The sequence below is a fragment of the Povalibacter sp. genome, from assembly GCF_036735925.1.
Lineage (GTDB): Bacteria > Pseudomonadota > Gammaproteobacteria > Steroidobacterales > Steroidobacteraceae > Steroidobacter.
Window position 1 is genome coordinate 1 of the sequence record NZ_DAINNK010000161.1, and the last position, 2,464, is coordinate 2,464.

General features: G+C 64.4%; 2 protein-coding genes. One reads left to right on the top strand and one right to left on the bottom strand.

Going from position 1 to position 2,464, the window contains the following annotated elements:
- Positions 1–254: 254 nt before the first annotated feature.
- Positions 255–1,901, bottom strand: coding sequence for a hypothetical protein (locus V7D81_RS23140; RefSeq protein ID WP_324320773.1), 1,647 nt, complete (start codon positions 1,899–1,901; stop codon positions 255–257).
- Positions 1,902–2,038: 137 nt separating this feature from the next.
- Between V7D81_RS23140 and ppnP the strand changes: the two genes are divergently transcribed.
- The gene (gene ppnP, locus V7D81_RS23145; RefSeq protein WP_324320774.1) at positions 2,039–2,326 is read left to right on the top strand and encodes a pyrimidine/purine nucleoside phosphorylase; all 288 of its coding nucleotides are present in this window, start codon (positions 2,039–2,041) and stop codon (positions 2,324–2,326) included.
- Positions 2,327–2,464 lie beyond the last annotated feature (138 nt).

Consider the following 2,464-nt stretch of genomic DNA (forward strand, 5'->3'; position numbering starts at 1 on the left):
CCCAGGGCTTCCACCTGGCGAAGCCGCAGCCGCTGCAGACGCTGTTCGGATAAGAAGTTTCACACGGAGTTCACGGAGCACACGGAGGTCGGAGAAGAGAAGGAAAATTTCCACGGGGGACACGGGGAGCACGGGGTCTCGGAACAGAAATTTTCTTTCCCCGTGCTCCCCGTGTTCCCATTCTTCCCCCGTGGAAATTCTCTTCTCCCTTCCGATCTCCGTGATCTCCGTGATCTCCGTGTGAAATCCGATTCCTACCCCGCCAGCACCCGGACGAAATCGTTCTCCTGATCCACACGGATCGTGATTTCGCGTTCGAGTTCGTCGCCGACCCGCAGCGAAGCTTCCAGCCGGTTGACGACGACCGGGCGCACGGTGCTGCTGCGCAGGCTGTGGGTGATCATGTAGCTGTGATAGTCGCCTGCATGGATCGCCGCCAACTGCACCAGCAGGTTCAGGGCGCCAGGATCGTCGTGCGGATCGTTGATGCGTTCGTCGCAGATCACCAGAAAAGCGCTGTCCGGCAGGGCGCTGCGGAAGGCGCCCGACGTACGCAACTCGGTCAGGAACTCGGCGACCTGCCGGGTCACGCGCTGCTGGACCAGCGGATCGTGCGGACGGACGACGGCCCAGCGAGTGCCGTTTTCGATGGCACGGATGACGGACTGCACGAAACGCCGCGGCGTCAGGTAGGAACCGTCGGAGGAGACGCTCGCGCCGCAAGCCAGCGTGCGCAATGGCGCGCGGGTGCGATCCGTGCCGCGAACGGTCTGCAGCACATTGATTCCCGCCTGCGACAGGCGCCGGCGATCGGCGGGTGACACTTCCCTGGCCAGCCTCGCACCGGCACGCAGCAGGGGTTCGGGTTCGGGCGACGTCGGTACGAGTGCGTCCGCATCGTCCGAGCGCGCCAGCAGCCCGGCCACGGCGCCGCCGTTGCCGAAGATCTCCGCCCGGCCGCGCAGGCGATCCATGCACGCCAGACGCGGAAAGAACATCACGGCACTGTCGTTGTAGAAGTCGAGTTCCTTCAGGCCCTGCAGCGCTGCACCCGGGGTTTCCCAGGCGAGCGGCGGATCGACGATCAGCATCGCGTGATGCTCGCGACAGAACCTCGCAGCGACCAGCAGCGTGCTGGCACCCACCTCGGTCGAGCGCGACAGCGGCGGGATGTAGACGAAGGCGAGATCGTCGTGGTCGGCGAGCGCGAAGAGTCCGGTGCCGCGCGCCGCCGACCCGATGATGTCGTAGTCGCTCAGCGGCCGGCCGTCATCGCCGTCCGGACTCGAACTGACGTAACCGACCGGCAGGTTGGTGCCGGGCATGAGCGTGACCGCGGGACGGCTCTTCGGCACCTGGCCGCGCACGCGCACCAGATGAGAGCCGGCCAGCACGTTCGCGACATTGCGATCCGACAGCGGATCGACGTTCACAGTGCGAAAGATCTCCTGCTCTTCGATGCGCTCCGACCCCGGCGCGCGCACGCGCTGCACGACGAGGTTGAAGCTCAGTACATCGGCGGGATCGAGATTGTCGTAGTCGATCGAAGCGCGCAGGAACTCGCGCGTGCCGGGTGCGCAGGCCTCCAGCACCAGCGACTCGCGTTCGCAGCGCAGGGAAACGGTGGCCGGTGCGGCCTGGTTGGCGACACGCACGATGACGGCCTGACGTCCGCCCTGATCGAAGAAATGTTCGACTGCGTAGGACAGCGGACTCGGCTGCCACAGTCCGCCGAAGATCTGCTGAAAATCCGCGAAGCTGCGCACGACGAGCGGCGTGTTGAGGGGACCACGCAATGTGCGGCCGACAAAGGCAGTCGATTGCGCGCGGTTGCGGGCAATCTTGTGCTCCGCAGGCGGCGTCTGTGCGATCTGGATACCGTCGAGCGAATGCTCCGGCACCGTTCCTCCCCGTACTTTATTTGTCGCCAAATTAACACAGTTGCCGATTGCAGTGGAACGTGTTCGCGCATCCGCTATGCTCGCGCGCCATCACGATCGTGTCGGCTTTCTTTACTTCATCGACGAACGAGAGACTCATGCTCAAGCACAACACTTACTTCGACGGCGGCGTTCAGAGCATCGGCTTCGAACGCAACGGTCTGCGCGCGACGGTCGGCGTGATCGCGCCCGGCGAATTTCATTTCAACACCGGTGCCGCCGAGCGCATGAGCGTGATCAGCGGTCAGCTGAGCGTGAAGCTCGCGGTGAACAGCGAGTGGCAGACGTTCGCAGCGGGAACGTATTTCGAAGTGGCCGCGAACAGCGGCTTCGATGTGCGGGCGGTCGGCGGAGCGGTGGCGTATCTGTGCGAGTTTCTGGGGTAGGAACGACGGGTCTTCTGTGGGGCCGGCTTCAGCCGGCCTCTGGATGTCAGGCTAAAGCCTGACCTACAGTCAGAGGCCGGCTGAAGCCGGCCCCACAGGAAGAAGAGGAAACGGAGTCCGCCTGATTAAAGCGACCGC